Source organism: Streptomyces sp. NBC_00569, from assembly GCF_036345255.1.
Classification (GTDB): Bacteria; Actinomycetota; Actinomycetes; order Streptomycetales; family Streptomycetaceae; genus Streptomyces.
In genome coordinates this window covers 9,528,641-9,549,435 of record NZ_CP107783.1, presented here as the reverse complement: position 1 = coordinate 9,549,435, position 20,795 = coordinate 9,528,641, and the positions used below count along the sequence as shown (strand labels likewise).

Here is a 20,795-nt window from a genome sequence, read left to right as displayed (position 1 = left end):
AGGACTCACGCGATGAGGGTGAGTTCAGGGGCCGTTGACTGGGCCCCGCAGACCCACGCCATCCAGCCGCGTTGGCGGATGTTGTGGGACGCGTTGTGGTCTGCGTGATCAACGAATCCGCAGACCCGGCACGAGAAAATGGCCTGGGAGGGCCGGTTGCCGCGTGCGGTGTGGTGGCACTGCGAGCATTCCTGGCTGGTGTAGGCCGGATCGACGTACACGACCGGCACTCCGGTCTTCTTCGCCTTGTAGGCGATGAAGGAGCCGAGTTGGGCGAAGGGCCAGGAGTGGAGCGTGGTGCGTTGGGGCTTTCTCAGCCGTGCCCGCTCGCGGATGCCCGTGAGTTGTTCCAGGGCGATCCCGCGACCGGTGCGTTCAGCCTCCGCCACGATCCGCTTCGAGATTTTGTGGTTGATGTCCTTGGCGCGCCGGGCTTCCTTGCCGGCGTGCTTCTTCGCCCGCCGTTTGGCGGACTTGGTGTTCTTCTTCTGCAGCTTGGACCGCAGTGTGCGGTCCTGTTCCCGCTTGCGGTTGACGCGGCGACCGCAGTGCCGTGCCCCGTCGGAGGTGACCGCGATGTTCACGATGCCCAGGTCGACGCCGAGGAAGCCAGCCGGGTGAGTGTTCGGGGTCGCTTCGTCGATGTCGCAGGTCGCGATCAGGAACCACTTCCCGCCCTGGCACACCAGGTCGGACTCGCCCTTTCGGTGCGCGGCCAGGACCTCGAGTTGCCCGGCCTGCCCGGTGAACGCGACGTTCTTCAGGCGTCCGGCGGTGGTCCAGATCGATACCGTGCGCGCCTGGTGCTGCCAGGAAAGCATCCGGTCGTCGTAAGGCTGCGCGGCATCCGGCCGGAAGACCACCGGCTTGCCCCCGGCGCGAGTGTGCCGCCTGGAACCGGGCCGCCCGTAACGTCCCGCCCGCAGGTTCGCCTTCAGGGTCGTGTAGGCGTCACAGGTCTTCTTGATGGCGTGCTGGGCGGCCTGTGCGCCCAGTCCCCACCGGAGGCGGATCTCGGCATAGGTGTGCTTGCGGAGCTCCAGCGGACGTCGCGCCTCCTTCTCGAACGCGAGGGACGCAGCCCATGTGGCGGCCTCGTTGCACGCATGCAGGGTCGCCTCAAGTGCCGCCGCCTGTACGGGCGTCGGCAGCAGCTTCACCCGCACCACCAGCTTCACGATCAACGAACCTATACACCCGCACGAAAACCCACCACACGTTCGCCCCATCCCACCCGAACGAGCGACACCCGCCCCGCCCGCCCCGCCCCAAACCCTGCTCCGCCGGAACACCTCCCAGCCGCCCCCGCGTCATACCCCGTGGATACGATTCCTTCCGGGCGGGAACGCCCTGGGTTCCCCGCAAGAATCCGCTGAAGTTCGCACTGGGCCTGTTCGAGAACCCCTACGCCGACGAGTCCGCGGAGATCACCGGGCCGACGCGCGAGGCGCGGGCGGCGTCGCGGGCCGTGGCGGCGCGCTCGATGGTGCTCCTGAGGAACGAATGGGAGCTGCTCCCGCTCCGCCCTGTGGGCACGGGCTCGCTCGCGGTGGTCGGCCCGCTCGCCGACTCGGCCGATCTGCACGGCACGTGGGGCGGTCCGGGCGCGCACCGGTTTCCGACGGTGAGCGTGCTCGACGGCATACGGGCGGCGGCCCCCGACGTCACGGTCACGCACGCGGACGGGGACGTCGACGAGGCGGTGGCCGCGGCCTCGGCCTCGGCCGCGGACCTCACGGTGATCGTGGTCGGTGAGGAGTCCCGGCTGAGTGGCGAGGCCTGCTCGCGCAGCGACATCGGCCTCCCGGCCGGCCAGGAGGAACTCATCGAGGCCGTCGCCGCGACCGGGAAGCCGTACGCGGTGGTCCTGTTCAACGGACGGCCTCTCGCCCTCGGCGCCTGGCTGGACACGGCGCCGGCTGTCCTCGAGGCGTGGCACCCCGGTATCGAGGCCGGCCACGCGGTGGCCGACGTGCTCTTCGGCCGGGTGAACCCCGGCGGCAAGCTCCCGGTCACCTTCCCGCGCTCGGTGGGTCAGGTCCCCATCTACTACAACCACGAGAGCACCGGCCGCCCCTACGACCCGCAGACACCGGACGAACACTTCCGTTCGCGCTACCTGGACCTTCCTCAGGGCCCGCGGCTTCCCTTCGGGCACGGCCTGAGCTACACCTCCTTCAGCGTCTCGGGACCCCGCCTGAGCCGGGAGACCATCAGCACGACCCCACTCCTGGACGAGGGCGCGACGGTCGAGGTCACGGTCACCCTCACCAACACCGGTGACTGCATCGGCGACGAGGTCGTCCAGCTGTACGTCCACGACGCCGCGGCGAGCATCGCCCAGCCGGTCCGCAGACTGCGCGGCTTCGAACGCGTCACCCTCGCCCCCGGCGCCTCCACCACGGTCACCTTCCACCTCGGCACCGACGACCTGGGCTTCTGGACGAACGACCGGGCCGGAACCTTCACCGTCGAACCCGGCCGCTTCGACCTCTACACGGGCACGAGCTCGGAGACGGAGGACCGGGCCACATTGCGGGTGGTGCGGGACTGACGCCTCGGCGCGGTGGTGGCCTTCCGGGGCCGCCGCCGCGTCCCGCGTCCGGTGTCCGCGCGGACGCATCGCGTCCGGATCGCCCGCCTTGGCGCCGGGCCCCTATCAGGCCTCGGCGCCGCGGCAGCGTGCGGGAGTGCCGAGCAGCCCTCACTCAAAGCGGAGCGTGCCGTCGCGGTCAGCGGAGCGTGCCGTCGCGGTCAGCGGACGAACGCCCCCGGCTGCTTCCTGTTCGGCGTCCCTTGGACCGGTTGGCTCAGGCGGCCCGGCGCGCCTCGACCGCGTCGGCGGCCGTCGGTGGAGGATCGGTGGGGCGGCGACCTCGGGACGGTCGCCCGGCACCGCGCCACCGATGAAGAGGTCCGGCCATGAAACCGTTCGACGCCCCGCCGTTCCAGTCGCTCGCCGACCAGGCACGGGAACACATCGAGGACGACACCCTCGGCGTCTCACCCACGACCGCGGCATGAGCGCCGCTCCGCGCGGGGACATGCCGGACGGCAGTCGCTACGGCGAGGCCGTCTTCCGTCCCGAACAGGCCGGCGAGGCCGAGCGCATCGACTTCGGCGCCCTCACCTACGACGACATCACCATGGCGCGACTGCGGGGACTCGGGGCCGGCCCGGGGTGGCGCTGCCTCGACATCGGTGCAGGCACGGGCACGGTGTCCCGCCGGCTGCTGGACGAGGCCGGGGTGGAAAGTGTCCTTGCCGTGGACCGTGACGTGCGCTTTCTCGGCGCACGGCCCGTGCCCGGGCTCGACGTGCTGGAAGCGGACGTCACTGCCCCGGACTTCGCCCCCGGCCGCTTCCGGCTCGTCCACGCGCGCTTCGTGCTGATGCACCTGCCCGAGCACGACCGCTTGATCACGGCCCTGGCCGAACTCGTCGCGCCCGGCGGTGTGCTGGTGCTCAGCGACGCGGTCGACCTGACGAGTGACCGGACACCCGACACGCCGTACAACGTGGCGATGCGGGCCATGTGGCAAGGGCTGCGGGCCACCATCGGCACCGATGTCTCCTGGGTACCGTCGTACCCGCAGCTGCTGCGCGGGGCGGGGCTCGCGGACGTCGCCGCCGAGATCCATGTGCCGCCGCTGCTGCCGGGCAGCCCCATCAGCCGCTTCTGGGCGGACACGTGGGAACGCAGCAGAGCCGCGATGCTCGCCACCGGTCTGGTCGATGACGCCGCCGTCGACGCCGCGGTGCGCTACCTGGGCTCCGACGATTGCGCCGCGCTGTCGGCCGGCATGCTCACGGCCTGGGGATGGAGACCTCAGGAGGGTCCGCGATGACTCTCCGCCACTGACGACCCGGAGCAGTGCCTGCCCACGGACCCCGGCACGACTCCTCGACGACGCGGACACGTCCGGAATCGACGAGGCCGGCACGCGGATGGCCGTGATGCTCGCCTTCCGGACTGACACCGCACGAGGAGTGCGTGCGCAGGGGCCCGTACGACGTCCCCACCGTGATCGACGACGTGATTCGGAGTTGGCCGAGGTCGGGAGCTGCCGCGCGAGAGGGCGCCCCGCCCGGCAGCGAACCGGACGGGGCACTCGAACGGGCCTCAGGGAGAGAGGAGTTGACCCGCCGCCAGGGCTGACGCCACCGTGCCGCCGACCACCACTGCCGAGGCCGCGAACACCGGAACCCTCAGAGTCCAGGTGCGCAGGGCCCGTGAGCGCAGGAGGCGGTCGAGCAGGGCGTCACGACTGCGCAGCACGAGCACTCCGACGCTGGTGAGCGTCAGGGCCATACCGGCGCCGAACGCAGCCACCATCGCGAGGGCGACAGCCACCTTGCCGGTAAGAAGCCCGGCCAGCAGGACGAGAAACGCAGAGGGAGAGGGCAGTAGACCGCCGGCCGTGCCGAGCAGGACGAGCCCCCGCCACGTGAGCAGGGACGGTGCGTCGGGGATATGGTGGCTGTGCCCGTGATCACGACCACCGCCGTGCCTGTGACCACGCCCCCCGTGCCCGCGTTCGTGATGCGCCTGCGCATGCTCATCGGCCTGCCTACGGTGGCGTCGATGCGTGTGCAACAGACGCACACCCACTCCCAACACCACCAGTGCCGCGATCAGTTGCAGCCATCCCGTGAGCGCCGCGACGTCCGGTGTGCGTTTCGCCATCAACCACCAGCCGACCGCCAGGACCGTCACCGAGAGCGTGTGCATCACAGCGACGACCCCGCCGAGCCACATTGCATCGCGGGGCCGGCCCCGGCCACCCACGAGGTACCCGGTAGCCAGCGACTTGCCGTGCCCGGGCGCACAGGCATGGAGCGCGCCCACGGCCGCAGCCACGAGAAGGGCCGTCGGAAACGCCGCGCCATGGTCCAGCAGAGACGCCAGGTCGGTCGTCCACACCCCGCCCGGAGCCGACGAGCCGGTGCCCGAACCCGATTCGCTCGATACGAGGAAGATTTCCCGCGTTGGCTCCTTCACCGTGTGCAGTCCGCCGCCGCCCTCGTATGTCACGGAAAGCGTGCGGTAGGCGGGGTTGACGTCCGTAAGCGCGGTGACCGTCAGGCTGATGCGGTCCACCGGACGGGGGCAGACGAAGCGGAGCGTCATCCCGTCCGCCTTGGCCGAGCCGCAAGGGGCTCCGTCCTGACGTACGACGATGTGTGAGCGCAGATAGCGTGATACGTCACCGCCAGAATGCTTCTTCACGACGGCGATGTCGTCCTTCTGCGCGGACCAGGCCGCGTCCACGACGTGTCCGCTCGCCTCGATCCTGACCACGGGCGGGGTGCCGAAGGGGTGCGCCTGCGCCGTCCCCGCGCTGCCGAAGAGCAGCACGGGGACGGCGGCCAGCAGGAGCAGCACCCCGGTGCGGAGTGATGGCACGATGGAGCTTCCTCTCAGTCCCGGGGCGCGGCCAGCGCGTGGACCGTACCGTCGTCCGTGAGGGCGAAGACCCAGTCACCGCTGACGGAGAGCGCCGAAGCCACTCCCCCGCCGAGGTTGTACGCGGCCTGCTGCTTGCCGGTGGAACGGTCGAGAACAAGCAGTCGACCGTCCCATGTCCCCACGTACACCGAGGACTTCGTCACCAGAGGGTGCATCGTGGGTGATCCTGCGCCGGTCGAGCAGCCCATCGCGACCCGCCAGGGGTCGTCCAGCGGGCTCTTGCCCGGCAGATAGCCGGCCTTGGTCTCCCACAGCGGCTTCGACGGATCGGATGCACTTGTGTCGTAGGCGCGCACCACACCGTCACGGCCAGCGACATAGGCGATGTCGCCCCATGCGGCGGGGCTGGTGAGCGGGGCCCGGCCGGACTCGCAGACGCTGCCGCCGCCCACCTTGGACTCCCAGGTCACCGCGCCCGTCTCCGGGTCGTGCCCGCGGACGCCGTACGCCGTGAACGTCACCAGCTTCGCCGGGCCCGACGCGGGCTGCGTCAGCACCGGCGAGGAGTGGCTGTCGATGTCTCCCGCGGTGTCCTTCGCCCACAGCTGGGTGCATTTCACGAGGTCCATCGCGATGACGGTGTTGCTCGACATGGAGTGCAGATAGGCCGTGTCGGAGCCGGGCCGACGGATGGCGGTGCTGTGCGCCTGGCCCCAGGAGAACGCGGCCTCGAAGCCGCCCCGCGCCAGAACACCGGTCTTGGCGTCCCGGCAGCGGATCATGTTCGCGTCCTGGTAGACGGCGACAGTACGGTCCTGGCCGGTGAGACCGAAGACGCTCACCGGTCCGCCCGCGCGGCCGTAGCGGCGCACGGTGTCGCCGTGGGTCTCCTCACGGTCGATCGACTCCCAGGCGACATGCCCGTCCTTCGCGTCCAGGGCATAGATCCGTCCGACGCCGGTCGTCAGGTAGACCCGTCCCCCGTGCAGGGTCGGCGCCGATTCGGCGTCCCCGTCCAGGTAGGTACGCCACAGTTCCCGGCCGGACGCGATGTCGTACGCGAGCATCATGCTGTACGGCGAGTCGAAGGCGCGGGAGGAGACGATCAGTCTGCCGTCCGCGATCACCGAGCCGTTCAGATTGAACTGCTCGCCGGTGTGCCGGGTCCACTTGAGGTCGAGCCGGCCGCCCGGATTGTCGCCGCTCGCGGAACGTCCTGCCTCATCACCACCCTGCCTCAGCCAGTCCTGCCCGGTCTTCGGCTTGGGCAGCTCGGAGTCGGGGACGACGTCGAAGGTGCTCTTCTGCACCGGGAACGCCTTGCCCTTGGTGTCGTACGCCGTCGCCTCGGCGGTGTAGGTGCCGGGCCGCAGCCCGCGCAGCGGCGTGCCGCTCGCTCGGGTCCACGCCCCACGTTCGGCGGGGCAGGGCTCGGCCTCGCCACCGGGCGGTATGTAGCAGTTCCGGATGCCGGGCTCGGCGGCACCCGTGCCGAATCGCTCGTTCGCCCGCCTCACGACATGGCCCCGGCCGTCCCGCACGGTCAGCGCGGCCTTCGCGGGGGTGCGGCCGTCGTCCTCCGCGTACACCTCGACGGGCACCCCGGCCGTCGTGCCGTGGACGCTGCCCTGCCCGGGGCTCACCAGAGCGGAGTCGTCATCGATGTCGAACTGCCGGTGGATGCCGCTCACATGACCGGTGTCCTCGTTCCGGCTCGTGCGCGGATCGTCGGTGATCCCGCTGAAGTCGAGCACCTTGTAGTCGGGGTGGGCTCCGTCGATGCCGTACGTGCCCTGATTGTTGATCTCGACCGCCCGCTTGAAGGCGCCGCGCCGGAACTCCGCCTGCTGGTTGTGCCCGGCCGCGACCATCCGCACGTCGTATTTGGCCAACTCGTCGACGGTCGGCTGCATGCCCGCGCCGGGGCCCCACTGGGTGAACAGCGAGCGGTGCGCGAAGACCAACACCTGCTTGCCGACCGCGTGCTGGGCCAGGTCCCTGCGCAGCCATTCCAGCTGAGGTGCGAGCCCGCTCGCGTCGTAGTTGTCCTCCAGCACCACGACGTGGCGACCGTTCCGGTCGAAGCTGTACCACTCGGGTGCGAGGTTGCGACGGTAGTACTCCAGACTGCCCGCATAGCCCTTGGACGTGGCCGTGCCGCCGACGTCGTGGTTGCCCATCACGGGGTAGAAGGGGTGCCCGAGCCGCCCCTCCTCAAGTCCCTTGCTGAACAGGTCGTACGCACCCTGACGACGCGGCTCCTCCGCGTAGTCCGTGACGGTCAGGTCTCCGGTCGCGATCTGCATCGTCGCGCCGTCGACCTCCGACATCGCCCGCACCTGTCCGGTCCACTGGGGCAGTGCCGTACGGGCCTCGGCATCGGTCCGGTTGCCCACCTCGGGGTCGGAGTTCATCACCCACTTCTCGGTGGGCCGAGACGCGTTGCGGTCCGGTACGAGCGCGAAGTCGACGCCACTGCCACCGGTCTCGGGGACCTTGTGGAAGAACTGCGGGATGTAGTCCTTGCGCAGGGCCGGGGTGTATCCGTCGGGCGAGACGATGCTGACCAGATCCGTCTCGCGTCGCGACGGATCGATTTCCAGGGTGTACGAGCCGTCGGCGCGGGTCGTCGTCCACGCGGCACCGTCGGTGACATCGACGCCGGGCATGACCCGCTCGCCCTTGTCCCGCTTGCCGTTGGCGTTGCCGTCCCTGAAAACGGTGCCCTTCACGGTGACGGTGGGCAGTGCCGCGTCGTCGGCGAACGCGGCCTGGGGCGCGAGACAGGACAGGGACACGGCTGCGGCGGTCACGATGCGGAGACGGCGGCCTGTACGCAGGCCACGGAACAGTGACGGCAGTGAGCGGGCGGCGAGTACGAGCGCTACACCGCCCGTCGCCATGAGTGCGACCGCGAGCCAGGGGAACTCCGGAGGGGCGTGTGCGCCCTTGGCGTCCACGAGGGGTGTGGCCGCGGAGCCGTCGACCGCGGTGCCGTCGAATTCGACGACGACCTGGCTCAGTCCGCCCTTCTTCAGCAGAGTGCTCAGGTCGAGCGCGTCGAGACGGCAGCTCCACGCCATTTCGATCACGACACCGCCGGGAACCCCACCGTCGTCCCCGGGCACACCCGAGCCGGTGGCCGGACACTTGGCGGGCAGCACCTTGGATGCCCAGGCCCCGGCAGCGGCGGCGGACACCACATCCCGGTGCACGATGAGACGGCCGCTGGTCACGTTGACACCGGTGGAGACGACGAGTTCGGCATGCTCTCGCGAGACATGCGCCACGGCAGGCTGGGCGCCGGCGCCCAGCACGAGGAACAGCAGTGCGAGGCAGAGCCCGCCCGCTGCGCGTATATGTTTCATAGCAGCGGAGACTAATCAGAATTCGTCAGATCAGAGCCAAGATCGAGCGCCCTTAACCGAGTGGTCCGCAAGAGTTTCGCGGCGGTGACGCGGTCGTTCGCGTTCCGCGCCGGGCACGTGTCGCTCGGACTGTTCATGACCGCGCCGTCGGCCGGTGCACACAGCTCGGTTGCCGTCCGCCGCGGCGCGGTGAACCCGGCCTCATCGTCCTCGCGCCGACGCTCACAGCTGCCGAGAGTCGTACGCCACGGCCCCTCTCACTCGAAGAGCCCGCTGAGCGTCCGCCCCCGGGAAGCGCGTACGTGATGGCGGGCCGCGGTGGCGGCTGCGTCGGGGTCTCCGTTGGTGATCGCCTCGGCCAGGGCCTCGTGTTCCGCGTGGATGAGGGTGAAGTCCTCGATCTTGCGGCGCAGCCAGTCGACCCGGCCCACGATGGGTTCCAATGTCTCGGCGAGCAGCAGGTTGCCTGAGAGCGCGGTGATCTCGTCGTGCAGGCTGGAGTTGGCCGCGTGCGCGGCCGCCGCGTCGCCGGCACCGGCGGCCTCGCCGGCTCGTTTCATCGTGGCGCCGAGGTGGCTCTCCGCGCCGTCGGCGACTCGGGCCGCGGCCTGCCGGGCGGCAAGGACTTCGAGCGCCTCTCGTAGGTCGTACAGCTCGGACACCTGTCGGCGGTCCAGCGTGCGCACGACCACCCCGCGGGTGGGCAGGTGCTCGACGAGGCCCTCGTTGTGCAGGATGCGGAGGGCTTCGCGGACCGGCAGCCGGGACACCGAGTACTGCTGGGCGAGTTCCTGCTCGACGAGGCGGGTACCGGGCGGGAGCGTGCCGTCGTAGATGCTGTTGCGAAGGTGCTCGCCGACGATGTCTCGCAGGGGCTTCTTGTTGCGGTACAGCCTGGAGGACGATGTCGTCACGGGTCTCTGCTCACGCTCGTTCGTCGGACCGGGTGGAAGTGCCAGTCTGGGCCTGACGGGCACCTCTTCGCCAGGCCGCGACCGGAGGTCAGCCGGGCGGGTCTTGCGGTGCGGCCTCATGGAGAGCATCGATGACGAGTGTGGCCGCGCTGGGGACGGGTTCGACGATCTCGACCAGATCGAGCGCGGCGAGCCGTCGGGCGGTCCGGCTGAGCGGGCCGCCCGCGATGATGACGGCTTCGGCCCCGTCCCTGTCGACGCAGGCCCGTACCGCCGCGGCCAGTTCCCGGTACTGCCGTTCGGCCGAGGCTGCGAGGACGAGCGGGTCCGAGGGGGTGAGCCGTACCCCGGTGAACGTGGCGGAAGCTCCGTGCTGCTCGACGAGTTCCGTCAGCGAGTCGACGAGGTGGGGGGTGCTGGTGGCCATCCCGAAGCGGCGACCTTTGGCGGCGGCCGTGACGATCGCCGCCTGGCCGATGCCGATGACGGGGATGTCCAGTTCGGCGGCGAGCTGTTCGCGCGCCGGATCTCCTATGGCGGCGATGACCACCGCGGCGACGGGCGTTGCGCACCGGTCGGCGAGTCGCCGTCGCACGACGTCGACTACGTGCTGCGCGGATTCTTTGAGTGTGACGGGGTCGACGATCATCGAGGGGCCTTGCCTGACGGTGTGGCTCTCGACTGTCAGTCCCGCAGGCGTCAGGTGCTTCCGCGCCAGCTCGACCATCATCGCTGTCGTGCCCCGGTTCGTGTTGGGGTTGACGAGGACGACGGTCCGGGTTCCCGTGTTCGGCAAAGGCTGGGGCACCAGCTGGGCCCTTTCGTTGCGTGCCTGAGCGTGCTCAGGCGTCTGTGGTCGTGCGCGTTCCATGATGGCAGCCGCGGGGCAGGGAGGCCGGGCCTGGCACGGGCGAGGAGCCCGGTCCGGCCTCCGGGGCGCGGCGCGGGTTACGACTCGAGGTCGAGCAGGCGTCCCGGGTTTCCCTTGATCATGGTGGTGATCTCCTCGGGCTTGAACTCCAGATCGAGGAGTGAGCTGATGAGGGTGCGCATCCCCTCGACCGGCGTCGGGCCGGACCGGATGCCGTAGTCAGTGCCCAGGATGAAGTGCTCGATGCCGATCTCCCGGATCTGCCTGGCCCACGGCATGATGCCACTGAACTCGGGCGAGTTGGCGATGCCTGCGATCTCGTCCGCCCACTCGCGCTCGACGTAGTAATTGGTCCTCGGCAGACCGCGGTGGAACATCCAGTCGGAGACCGCACCCTCGAGGAGCACGCCCTTGCCCGCGAGCTGCTTCTGCTGCTCGGTCGTCATGCGTCCCCGGCAGGGGTGCGCGACGACGATCTTCCTGATGCCGGCGTCGATGGCGAGGTCCACGAGCCTGAAGGCCTCCTCGACCGAGAGGTGTCCGGTGTTGAGGTGGACGTCGGGCCGCTCGGCGATGAGTCCCAGGATCTCCGCGAGGGCGTCGGGAACCTGGCCGTCCAGCGGGATCCGGATGGAACGCGACAGCTCCTGCTCGGCGAACTTCGGGTACTGGTCCTTGAACGGAACCGGCTTGCCGTCGACGTAACTGCCCTCGTGGCTGGCCATGAAGTGGGTGCAGTGCGCGCCGAAGTGCACGAACTTGGCCCCGGCCCCGTAGTGCAGCGCGGTCTTGACGGCGCGTGGGTTAAGGCCGCCGAGGACGGAGGTCATGATGATGCCGCCGAAGATCTGAATGCCGGGGACCTGCCGGCTCACGAGCATCGATGTGCCGTTGCTGATGCCCATGGTGTGGTCGTAGTAGACGAGGGACTTCATGCCCGCCGCCTTGGCCTGCTCGGCGATCTGGAACGGGTCCAGGCGGCCGGGGCACGACTTGAGCCAGGGTCCGCTGTGGACGTGCACGTCACTCGTCCCACGGAGCAGCTCGTCGGGCAGTTGCATCGACCTGTCGTCGGACGTCTCGTACAGAGTGGTCACTTGGATGACTCCTTGTCGTGTGGAGAGGGGCGAGGGAAGGACTGTGTGAGGAACAGTCAGTTGTCGTGCCGCTGCGGCGAGCTGGCCGGCTCCGCCGCGCAGATCTCACGGATGTGGGCGGCGCTGTCCTTGATGTAGCGGACCGCTTCGGCGTACCCGAAGGGCGCTCGCGCGTAGGTGTCCAGGTCCGGCAGCTCACCGGAGGCGATGCGCTGCTCGTAGTCACGGACCGTTTTGAGATAGGCGGCGAACTCGGCGGTGCTCAGGTCGGGGTGGGCCCGGAGGAACTCCTCGTCGTAGATCTCCAGGAGCCACTTCTCGGGGTTGCGGGGGCGGTCCTCGTACGACTCGTAGGTCTCCAGGGTCAGGTTCACCCCTGGGTTCGTCCCGGTGATGATCGGGATGACCTCGGTGAAGTCGACGACGCCGGTGCCGCACGGCCTCAGCTGGTAGTACAGCCCACCCTCGCCGTGTGCGACATGAGCGTCCTTGATGTGGGTCTGGCGGACGTAGGGGGCCACGCGACGGGCTGTCCACACGGGGTGTTCGACGCGGTGCAGGGCGTTGGCCGTGTCGTAGACGATCCCGATGACGTCGGGGCCGACGGCTTCGACCAGGCGCACCAGCTCGAAGGAGGTGATCTCCTCGTGGGTTTCGAGGTTGATGTGGATGCCGAGGTCGCGGGCGTACGGTGCCAGCCTGGCGAGGAACCGCTCGATGGCGACGAGCTGTTCCTCCCAGGTGACGTCGGTCCGGAAGCGGTCCCAGGCGAGCCGGCCCGCGAACATCGGCTTGACCATCGCCGTCGAGGCCCACAGTTCGCGGCAGTCGATCGCCGCGCACGCCTCCATCATCCGCCGGAACCCGAGGAGGGTGTCGCCGTCCCCCACGGCCCGCAGCTCGGGAGCCTCCGGGATGGCGAAGGGGTTGACTTTGCCCAGGCCGGTCTCCAGGTACATGCCCATGTCGTCGGCCTGAGCCCGCACGGTGCGGAGCTCGACCGGGTCGAGGGTGGGGCTCAGGCCGAGGACGGAGCGGAAGAAGACACCTTCCAGGCCCAGTTCCCTGGCGTGGGCGAGGGTGCCGCCGGGGCCCCGCTTCGCGGACTCCGGAATCTTCAGTCCGTCAATTCCTATGCGCACAGTCCCGTCCAATCCGGTTGTCGTCGATGGATGCGCCGGGCCGCGTTGCCGGGAACGTGGCCGCGTGTCGGTCAGTTCTCGTCGTGCAGCTCCTCCAGTGAGCGGCCGAAGGTCTCGGGTCCGAAGGGGACCGCCACGAGGACGACCGCGCACATGACGGCCACGAGGCTCAGCAGGGCGGTGGACCCCATGGAGCCGAGGAGGGCGCCCGCCACCGGCGGCAGGAGCGCGCCGCCGATCATGCCGAGGTTCGAGATGACGCCGATACCGAAGGCGCGTACGCGCGTCGGGTACAGCTCGGGGCACCAGGTGGAGATCGAGCAGTTGGCCCACCAGGAGAAGAACTCGAAGAGGAAGCCGAGGACGAGGATGGCCGTCGCCCCGTTGGCCAGGAAGGGGAAGGCCAGGGCGGAGGCGCAGGACAGCGCGGCGGCCACGGCGATCGTCGGCCGGCGGCGGCACCTGGTGTTCAGGAACGTCGCGAAGAGGGTTCCGGTGACGGCGCCGGTGAAGATGATCATGGTGAAGGCGAGGCTGGTGGCGACCGGGTAGCCCCGGTCCACGAGGATCGTCGGCCAGAAGGTCAGCAGCACGAACTGGGCGCCGAAGAGCGCGGCGGTGCAGGAGCCGAGCACGGCCGAGTTGCGCCCGAGCCGGCCTTTGAGGATCTCGGTCCAGCGGGCCTTCTCCTCGGTCAGCCGCAGGCCGTCGGGCAGGTAGTCGGTCACCACCAGGCCGCGCGGGTTCATCCGGCCGGACGCGAGGACGCTGAGCGACCGGTTGGCGTCCGCCGTACGCGCCTTGGACACGAGGTATCGCGGGGTCTCCGGCATATGGCGGCGCGTGTAGAGGACGAGCAGGGCCGGCAGGCACAGCAGGACGAAGACCCATCGCCAGCCGGTGTCCGGACCGCCCAGGAACTGCGGCAGATGCGGGCCGACCATCCCCACGGTCACCCAGCCGAACAGGTAGGCGGCAGGATTACCGAGGCCGCCGGCCCCCACCTGGAGGAGAGAGATCGCGGTGCCACGGAACTGCGTCGAGGTCATCTCCGCGAGCAGGGTCAGACCGACGACGAACTCACCGCCCAGCCCGAGTCCGACGATGACGCGTCCCGTGACGAGCACCTCGAAGTTCGGGGCGAGGGCACAGACCAGGGCACCCAGGCTGTACAGCGCGAGGTTGAAGTTGAACATGGTCTTGCGGCCCTTGAGGTCGCTGAGCCATCCCGCGAGTGCGGCGCCCACGTACATCGACCCGAAGGTGGCCGACGCGAGGAAGCCGATGCCGGTCGAGGAGACCCCCCACTGCTCCTTGAGGAAGGGGCCGACGATCCCCACGGTGTTCTGCTCGATGACGTCGAAGAACGCACCGAAGACGACGATCGCGAGAATCACCTTGTGACACCGGTTGGTGCCGATGCGGTCCATGACCGAGGCCAGGAGAAGCTGCGCCCTGCGCTGGTCGTTCACCGGTGCGTGGCCGGTGGGAGGCGCGGGAGCCTCCCGGGTCGTCGCCGAGCCGGTGTGCTCGACGGGGGTGATACCCACGGGTGGTTCTGGTTCCGAGCGGAAGTGCGTCATGGCGGACTCCTTTGAGCGCCGGGCACGAGTCGTGTGTCGCGAACCTTGGGCTCCGGGCGGCCTGTTCGGCGATGCCGAGGGCCCGGAGCCGTCGAGGGTGGTCCTGGTGTGGAGCGGCCAGGGGTTGCCCGGCTCGCTGAACACAACCGTTCCGCGGTCTGGAAGCAGCATTCCAATCCCGCTTGGGATCCCATCTTGCTCCGGCGGGAACGCGAGGGTCAATACTTGGGATCCCATTTTCGGTATACCGCCGCCGGGTGCTTCGGTTGCTTCAACAACCGCCCTGTGTAAGGCACTTCAGGACAGCTCCGCATCGGCCTTCGCGGAGTCCGGCGCAGTTGCGGTGACCGCCGGCGGCTCCTTCCGGATGAACACGAAGATGAGGACCACGCCGATGAGTTCCACCCCGGCGATGACGAACAGACCCAGGGCATAGGAGCCCGTGTTCGCCTTCATGCCGCCGAGGAACTGCGGTGCGAAATAACCGGCAAGGTTCGCACAGGAGTTGATGAGTGCGACGCCCGCGGCGAGCGCCGTTCCCGACATGAAGCGCGGCGGGAGGCTCCAGAACACGGGGATCGATCCCATGGTTCCGGCGGCCGAGAGGGCCAGGGCCGCGAGGAGACCGAGGGAGCTGCCCGTCTGCTGCGCGACGGCGGCCAGAATCAGGCCCAGCGCCCCGACCGCCGCGGCCCACGCCGTGTGCCGACGTGCTTCGCGCCGGCGATCGGACCACCAGCCGTTGACGAGCATGCCGGTCCAGCCGAGCGCGAAGATGCCCGACATGACCCAGCCGAGATCGGCGAGGTCGGTGAAGCCCGCGTCGGCGACGAGGCTGGGCCCGTAGAAGGAGAGCGTCGCGTTCCCGGTGATGATGCAGTACAAGCTCAGGATGAGGACCCATGTCGTCCGTAGCCGCAGGATGGCCCGAAGGGAGTGTTCACGGCCGCTGAGCCGGGCGGTTTCCCGGCTCAACTCTGCTTCCACGTAGGCCCGTTCCTCCGCGCTCAGCCACGTCGCGTCCCGCGGCCGGTCGGTCAGGAGGAAGAACGCGAGAAGGCCCAGGACGACGGACGGGATCCCCTCGATGATGAACAGCCACTGCCAGTCGGCCTTTCCGAGCAGACCGTCGGTGTGCTTCATGAGAAATCCGGCCAGAGGGCTGCCGACCAGCATGGCCAGCGGCGACGCGGACATGCAGATGGCCACGGCCTTGCCCCGGCGGTGCGCCGGGAGCCAGTACGTCAGGTACAGGATGATGCCGGGGTGCAGTCCGGCCTCGAACGCGCCCTGCAGGAAGCGCAGGGCGTAGAAGTGCCACGGCTGGGAGACCCAGGCCATGAGCACGGAGACCACACCCCAGCCCACGGCGATCCTCAAGATGGTCCTGCGCGCGCCGATCCTCTCCAGAAGGAGGTTGCTCGGCACCTCGAACAGGAAGTAGCCGAGGAAGAAGATTCCGGCGCCTGCGCCGTAGACCGTCTCGCTCCACGAGAGGTCGTCCAGCATGGTCAGCTTCGCGAATCCGACGTTGACTCGGTCCATCCACGCGATGACGTACACGACGGTGATGAACGGGACGGTTCGCAGGACGACACGCCGGAAGACGCGGTCACGGTGCTGCGGGTCCAGGTGTGCGGTGAAGGGGGCGGGTTGTTGACCGGCCATGCCCTGCTACCACCTTTTCTCCAGGGGGAATGAGCGGAACGGGGAATGAGGAGTACGCGCGTCGCCAGGCATGGAGGCGGTGCTCCACGGTCAGGAACGGGTGACCGGCCCACGGAGGGCGCGCAGAACGGCGTCAGCCGTCGCAGGTCCGCGGGCTGCGCGGATCGGTGGTGAGGTCCCATGCGCGCAGGCCGGACGGAACCGGCGCTCACGGATGGGGTCGGTGCCGGCAGGTCGAAGGCCCCGGCGGCGTGCTGTGTACCGGTGGGGGACGCTTCGACGCGGGCGTCACACGGCCCGGCCCGGGACGCCGGGGATCCTGGCGTCGCTGCGTCCGGGCGGAGCCACTGCCCGACTTTGGGGCCTGCGGCCCGGTGCGTCAAGGGCCCTGTGGGAACAAGCCCGCGTGATGGAACTTGGGCTCCGAAACGTCATGGCGCGACTCGGCCTGCGGTCCGTCCGCGCGCCGCGTCAGGTGCCGTAGTGGTCCGATGCGGGGCCGCGGTTCAGCGTGTGCGCCTGACACGGCGCCGGGCTCCCGAGGGCGGCGTGTTCCTGAACTAACGTGTTGCCATGGTGCGTGACGGTGGTCCCGAGGCCTGTGGTTCGGACAGGTCTGCGGCTTCGGGCCGGTCCCTGGCCCCGCTGCTCGCGGTCTGTGCGGGCTACTTCATGGTCATCCTGGACGTGACCATCATCAACGTCGCCGTTCCGGTGATGGGGCGGGAGCTGTCGGCCTCACTGACCGGGATCCAGTGGATCACCAACAGCTACACCCTGATCTTCGCCGGCCTGCTGCTCACCGGCGGCGCGCTGGGCGACCGGCTGGGCAACCGCCGGATCTTCTGCACCGGTGTGGTGGTGTTCACCGCCGCATCGGCCGGCTGCGGACTGGCCCGGAGCACCGGGACCCTGATCACTGCCCGGCTGGTGGAAGGACTCGGCGCGGCGCTGATCGTGCCCGCCTCCCTCGCTCTCCTCCAACAGGCGTACCCCTCCCCCGCCGAGCGCTCCCGGGCCTTCGGACTGTGGGGTTCCATGGCAGGTATCGCCGCCTCTGCCGGCCCCCTCCTGGGCGGCCTCCTGGTCACGACCGTGGGCTGGCGCTGGGTGTTCTTCATCAACCTGCCCGTCGGATGCGTCTGCCTGCTGCTCACGCTGCGCCGCGTGCCCGCTTCGGCCCGGCGCACGGACCGCCCCGTGGACTGGCCGGCCCAGTGCGCGATCATCGCGACGGTGGCCCTGCTGACCGCCGTGCTGAACGAGGCCGGACGGCGTGGGTGGACGGACCCGCTGATTCTGGCCGGGGCCGGCCTGTGCCTGCTGACAGCCGCCGCGTTCGTCCTGCGCGAGCACCTGGCCCGCACCCCCGTGCTCCCCCTGCGACTGCTGCGCTCCCGCCCGATGAGCGGCGGAGCGGCCATCGGCCTGCTGTTCAACTTCGCCTTCTACGGCATGATCTTCACCGCCAGCCTGTACTTCCAGCATCAGCGCGGACTGACCGCACTGCGCACCGGGTTCGCCCTCTTCCCGGCGGTGGCCATGACGATGTTCGCCTCCGTCCTGTCCGGGCGACTCGCTCGCCGCACCGGGCACCGCCCTCTCGTGGTCACCGGCTTGCTCATTGGTGCGGCGGGGCTGGCCGGCTGGGCCGCGGCCGGCCCGAACCCGGACTACGCGTTGCTCGTGGCGCCGATGATGGCGGCGGGCTTCGGCACGTCCTTCGCCCTCACCGGGGCGACCACCACCGTGATGGCAGCTGCCCCGGACGAGTACTCCGGCACCGCCTCCGCCCTGTTCAACACCACCCGTCAGATCGGCAGTGCCGTCGGCGTCGCGCTGGGAGGCTCCCTGCTGGCCGCCGCAGGCAACTTCACCACCGGGCTGCGGAGCAGCATGGCCGTGGGCGCTGCCGCGTACCTGACGGCCGCTGCCCTTGCGCTCTTCTGCATCCCGCGGCGGGCGCACCGCCCCGTCACCGGCTGAACGGCGGCGCTCAACGCCGTAGAGCGACGCTTCTGCAGGAGCGCCCTTGTAGCACTTTCGTGACTGGAATTATGGCCTCCGTCACACGCGCATGGCCCACGTCCTGCTGAGGTGATCAGATGCGAAGACCCGCTTCCCTTCTGCCTGTTGCGGCCGCCACCGCCCTGCTCCTCACGGCCTGCGGGACGGAGCACCCCGGCCCCGGTGACACCGGCGCCGGCGCGACCGATCCGCCGTCCCGCACGCAGGTCGACGACCCGGGCATGAACGGCGTACGCATCACATCGCTGACGCTCCCGTCGGCCTCCCCCTCGCCCACGCGCAGCACGTCCGTCTCCGCCGACAGCCTCCCCGCGGACTCGGGGGTACTTGCGACCTACGAGGTCACCAACAACGGCACCAAGAACCTGACTTACTCAGTCGTGTTCACGTTCATGAGCAGTGACGGCGGAGCCGTGACCAACCAGACCATGACGGTGCGCGACGTCCGCCCGGGGAAGACCGCGCGGGGCACGGTCCGGGCCGGAGAACTGCCGCCCGCCGCCCCGCGGGTGACGCAGGCCAAGGTCCTCGAAGTGAGCACCGTCCCCGCAGGCGAGGCCCCGGCCGATCCGGGCACGTGCCCCGCCTCCGGCATCCGGGTCAGCGCCGACAAGGGCGACGCGGCCATGGGACTACGCGTCGTGGGCCTGCATCTCGACAACTGCGGCACACGCGACTACACCGTCGACGGCTACCCGCTGCTGGAACTTCTTGACGACGACCTCGACCCGGTGGACGGCATCGAGATCCTCGACGGCAGCGGTGACATCACCACCGGCGCCGGTCCTGACGAGCCGCCACGGCCCGTCACGCTCAAGCCCGGCGAATCGGCGACCGCCGGCCTGGTATGGCGCAACACGACCGAGGCCGGTACGGCAGTGAATGTTCCCCATGTGCGGGTCAGGGCGAAGGCCGGTGCCGACCCCGTGACCGTGACCCCGCACCTCGACCTCGGAACAACCGGAAAGCTCGGGGTCAGACCGTGGGAGAAGGGGGAACGCTAGCCTCGCGCGGGGATGCCGCAGCCTCGCTGTGTGGGCGAATTGGGGAGTAACGCAGTGTGCGGCCCCGGCGCTGGCCGGGCCCGCACACCGCGTTCTCAGGCAGGCAGACAGTCACCGTCCGCCGTAGCCACCGTAGCCACCGCCGTAGCCACCGCCGTAGCCACCGCCGTAGCCACCGTAGCCACCGCCGTAGCCGCCGTAGCCGCCGTAGCCGCCGTAGCCGCCGTAGCCGCCGTAGCCGCCGTAGCCGCGACCGTAGTCGTTGTAGTAGCCGCGACCGTAGTCGTTGTAGTAGCCGCGGTTGTAGCCACCGTGTCGGTGGTGGCCGTTGTAGCGGCAGCCGTCGTTGTGCCAGCCCCAGCCCCAGCCGCGCTTGTAGCAGTCGCTGTAGCCGGAGCCGTGGTTCGAGTGGCTGCCCGTGTTCGCTGACGCCGTCCCGGCCGCGCCGATCGCGGCACCACCGGCCATCAGAACGCTGGTGGCAGTCACGGCGAAGATACGCTTCACGCGAAGTGCCCGCATGAGACCTTCTCCCTTCCATGTCTCGCGCACCCGAGCGCGAGGTGGATGGCCGCGCACGCCAGACGCACAGGGCGCGCGGTCGATATGACACCGCTTTGGAAATTGAGAAACGCGCCTCGGCCATTCACCGGCCGTGCCGGCCGTGTCCGGCTCCACACGCGAGCCCCGCAGCAGCAGTCGCGCTGCCCACCGCGAGAAGACTTCGCCAATGTGGCGCGCCCCGGGTTGCGGCTCTCTGGTTAACGCTACTCCAGATCCGCCACACGTCATCTCGAGAAGCCACCGGGCTCGGTTCCGGACCCTGGCTCGGCGCCTCACGGACCCGCAAATGCACTGGTGGCGCGGCCTTCTGCACATCCACCGGATGCTCCGGCCGCCATGACTGGCACACCCTCACGTCAGCGGACCGACGGGGACTTCCGCGTCCGTTTCGGGGGGGTCCGGCTGGCCGCCGCAGTCGCTCACGATCGCCGGCGAAGGTGCAGCGAATCTCCTGCCGCGGCGCGAGGTCAGGGGCAGGGGCCACCAGGTCCGCAGTCGCCGCCTACGCCTTTGCCGCCGCTGCCACTGCCCCTGTCGCTGCTGCCGTCGCTGTCGCTGTCGCGCTGGTGACCGCGGCGGGCGTCACGGTCGAAGATGCCCAGGATCTCGCAGGGGCCGCCTTCCGCGCCGATGGCGTGCGGGAGCATGGTGGGGAACTCCGCGGCCTGGTTGGTCTCGATCCGGAAGCGGCGATGGCCCAGCATGAGGGTCGCGGTGCCGGACAGCACGACGAGCCATTCCCGGCCTGGGTGTGCGCGCATGCGTGAGGGGTTGTCCGGGGGCGGTTCGGTCATCCGCTGACGCATGACGCTTATTCCCGGGTCGCCTTTGACGGGCCAGCGCATCAGGCCGTGGGCCGCGTCGATCCTCGGGCTGATGATGACGTCGTCGGACGCGGTCTCGACGAGCTGGTCCAAGGACGTGTCGAGCACGCGGGCGAGAGTGACCAGCTGGTCCAGGGCGAGGCGGCGCTGGCCGTTCTCGATGCGGGAGAGCGTGGACTGGCTGACGTTGGCCCGGGTGGCCAGCTCCTCCAGGGACCAGCCCTGTGCCACGCGCAGGGCGCGGATCCGTTTGCGTACGAGGCTGTCCAGCTCGCCATCATTTTGCGTCATAGGCAACATCGTATGCCTGTGATGCAAGCAA

At 69.6% G+C, this 20,795-nt stretch carries 14 protein-coding genes and 1 pseudogene; 4 read left to right on the top strand and 11 right to left on the bottom strand.

The genetic code is table 11. The annotated features are described in order from the left end of the window. Nucleotides 1-5: 5 nt before the first annotated feature. The gene (locus tag OHO83_RS43115) at nt 6-1,178 is read right to left on the bottom strand and encodes an RNA-guided endonuclease InsQ/TnpB family protein (RefSeq protein ID WP_330280651.1); all 1,173 of its coding nucleotides are present in this window, start codon (nt 1,176-1,178) and stop codon (nt 6-8) included. A 194-nt stretch (nt 1,179-1,372) separates the two neighbouring features. Between OHO83_RS43115 and OHO83_RS43110 the strand changes: the two are divergent. Continuing rightward, nucleotides 1,373-2,554, top strand: a pseudogene (locus tag OHO83_RS43110) (glycoside hydrolase family 3 C-terminal domain-containing protein); the annotation flags it as partial. 466 nt (nt 2,555-3,020) lie between these two features. Next, on the top strand, nt 3,021-3,848 hold the full coding sequence (locus OHO83_RS43105) for a class I SAM-dependent methyltransferase (RefSeq protein WP_266680750.1): 828 nt from the start codon (nt 3,021-3,023) through the stop codon (nt 3,846-3,848). A gap of 275 nt (nt 3,849-4,123) precedes the next feature. On the opposite strand, the gene OHO83_RS43100 is transcribed toward OHO83_RS43105, so the two are convergent. The 8 genes from OHO83_RS43100 to OHO83_RS43065 all read right to left on the bottom strand — a co-directional run bounded on the left by OHO83_RS43100 (nt 4,124) and on the right by OHO83_RS43065 (nt 16,053). Beyond that, nucleotides 4,124-5,407, bottom strand: coding sequence for a hypothetical protein (locus OHO83_RS43100; protein ID WP_266680748.1), 1,284 nt, complete (start codon nt 5,405-5,407; stop codon nt 4,124-4,126). Nucleotides 5,408-5,421: 14 nt separating this feature from the next. After that, complete coding sequence (locus OHO83_RS43095; protein WP_330280650.1) at nt 5,422-8,778, bottom strand: outer membrane protein assembly factor BamB family protein; 3,357 nt, start codon at nt 8,776-8,778, stop codon at nt 5,422-5,424. Nucleotides 8,779-9,035: 257 nt separating this feature from the next. Further along, a complete protein-coding gene (locus OHO83_RS43090; RefSeq protein WP_266680744.1) occupies nt 9,036-9,692 on the bottom strand; it encodes a GntR family transcriptional regulator in 657 nt (218 codons plus the stop codon). 88 nt (nt 9,693-9,780) lie between these two features. Beyond that, on the bottom strand, nt 9,781-10,500 hold the full coding sequence (locus OHO83_RS43085) for an aspartate/glutamate racemase family protein (protein WP_266680743.1): 720 nt from the start codon (nt 10,498-10,500) through the stop codon (nt 9,781-9,783). Nucleotides 10,501-10,640: 140 nt separating this feature from the next. After that, nucleotides 10,641-11,660 carry a DUF6282 family protein gene (locus OHO83_RS43080; protein WP_266680742.1) on the bottom strand — a complete coding sequence of 340 codons (1,020 nt, stop codon included), beginning with the start codon at nt 11,658-11,660 and terminating at the stop codon, nt 10,641-10,643. 56 nt (nt 11,661-11,716) lie between these two features. Next, nucleotides 11,717-12,802, bottom strand: coding sequence for a sugar phosphate isomerase/epimerase family protein (locus tag OHO83_RS43075; protein ID WP_266680741.1), 1,086 nt, complete (start codon nt 12,800-12,802; stop codon nt 11,717-11,719). 71 nt (nt 12,803-12,873) lie between these two features. Continuing rightward, nucleotides 12,874-14,385: an MFS transporter gene (locus tag OHO83_RS43070; protein ID WP_330280649.1), complete on the bottom strand. Its 1,512-nt coding sequence runs from the start codon at nt 14,383-14,385 to the stop codon at nt 12,874-12,876. Nucleotides 14,386-14,682: 297 nt separating this feature from the next. Further along, nucleotides 14,683-16,053 (bottom strand): MFS transporter, encoded by a 1,371-nt coding sequence (locus OHO83_RS43065; RefSeq protein WP_266680739.1) that lies wholly within the window; start codon nt 16,051-16,053, stop codon nt 14,683-14,685. Between the two features lie 573 nt (nt 16,054-16,626). Here OHO83_RS43065 and OHO83_RS43060 point away from each other — a divergent pair. Beyond that, on the top strand, nt 16,627-18,039 hold the full coding sequence (locus OHO83_RS43060) for an MFS transporter (protein WP_266680737.1): 1,413 nt from the start codon (nt 16,627-16,629) through the stop codon (nt 18,037-18,039). Between the two features lie 119 nt (nt 18,040-18,158). Continuing rightward, on the top strand, nt 18,159-19,085 hold the full coding sequence (locus OHO83_RS43055) for a DUF4232 domain-containing protein (protein ID WP_266680735.1): 927 nt from the start codon (nt 18,159-18,161) through the stop codon (nt 19,083-19,085). Between the two features lie 111 nt (nt 19,086-19,196). Here OHO83_RS43055 and OHO83_RS43050 read toward each other — a convergent pair whose 3' ends face one another. Further along, nucleotides 19,197-19,607 (bottom strand): hypothetical protein, encoded by a 411-nt coding sequence (locus OHO83_RS43050; protein ID WP_330280648.1) that lies wholly within the window; start codon nt 19,605-19,607, stop codon nt 19,197-19,199. Between the two features lie 509 nt (nt 19,608-20,116). Continuing rightward, nucleotides 20,117-20,764, bottom strand: coding sequence for a helix-turn-helix domain-containing protein (locus OHO83_RS43045; RefSeq protein ID WP_266680731.1), 648 nt, complete (start codon nt 20,762-20,764; stop codon nt 20,117-20,119). Nucleotides 20,765-20,795 lie beyond the last annotated feature (31 nt).